The organism is Streptomyces sp. NPDC045678 (genome assembly GCF_056432085.1).
In genome coordinates, this window is sequence record NZ_JBWKJS010000022.1 from 3,786 (window position 1) to 4,996 (window position 1,211).

The window sequence follows — 1,211 nt, forward strand, 5'->3', positions numbered from 1 at the left end:
TCCGTGAGCTGGGGGTGGCCGCAGAGACCAGCGAGAAGCGACTGTTTACTAAAAACACAGGTCCGTGCGAAGCCGTAAGGCGATGTATACGGACTGACGCCTGCCCGGTGCTGGAACGTTAAGGGGACCGGTTAGTGCGCTTTCGGGCGTGCGAAGCTGAGAACTTAAGCGCCAGTAAACGGCGGTGGTAACTATAACCATCCTAAGGTAGCGAAATTCCTTGTCGGGTAAGTTCCGACCTGCACGAATGGCGTAACGACTTCTCGACTGTCTCAACCATAGGCCCGGTGAAATTGCACTACGAGTAAAGATGCTCGTTTCGCGCAGAAGGACGGAAAGACCCCGGGACCTTTACTACAGTTTGATATTGGTGTTCGGTTCGGCTTGTGTAGGATAGGTGGGAGACTGTGAAGCGGGCACGCCAGTGTTCGTGGAGTCAACGTTGAAATACCACTCTGGTCGTGCTGGATGTCTAACCTCGGTCCGTGATCCGGATCAGGGACAGTGTCTGATGGGTAGTTTAACTGGGGCGGTTGCCTCCCAAAGAGTAACGGAGGCGCCCAAAGGTTCCCTCAGCCTGGTTGGTAATCAGGTGTTGAGTGTAAGTGCACAAGGGAGCTTGACTGTGAGACCGACGGGTCGAGCAGGGACGAAAGTCGGGACTAGTGATCCGGCGGTGGCTTGTGGAAGCGCCGTCGCTCAACGGATAAAAGGTACCCCGGGGATAACAGGCTGATCTTCCCCAAGAGTCCATATCGACGGGATGGTTTGGCACCTCGATGTCGGCTCGTCGCATCCTGGGGCTGGAGTCGGTCCCAAGGGTTGGGCTGTTCGCCCATTAAAGCGGTACGCGAGCTGGGTTTAGAACGTCGTGAGACAGTTCGGTCCCTATCCTCTGTGCGCGTAGGAATATTGAGAAGGGCTGTCCCTAGTACGAGAGGACCGGGACGGACGAACCTCTGGTGTGCCAGTTGTCCTGCCAAGGGCATGGCTGGTTGGCTACGTTCGGAAAGGATAACCGCTGAAAGCATCTAAGCGGGAAGCCTGCTTCGAGATGAGTATTCCCACCCCCTTTGAGGGGTTAAGGCTCCCAGTAGACGACTGGGTTGATAGGCCAGATCTGGAAGCCCGGTAACGGGTGGAGGTGACTGGTACTAATAGGCCGAGGGCTTGTCCTCAGTTGCTCGCGTCCACTGTGTTGGTTCTGAAAC

At 56.1% G+C, this 1,211-nt stretch carries 1 rRNA gene (only partly in view); it reads left to right on the forward strand.

Annotated elements, in window-relative coordinates:
- Positions 1 to 1,178: ribosomal RNA gene (locus AC07DO_RS39790) — 23S ribosomal RNA — on the forward strand; it begins 2,025 nt to the left of the window's first position.
- The last annotated feature ends 33 nt before the right edge of the window (positions 1,179 to 1,211 follow it).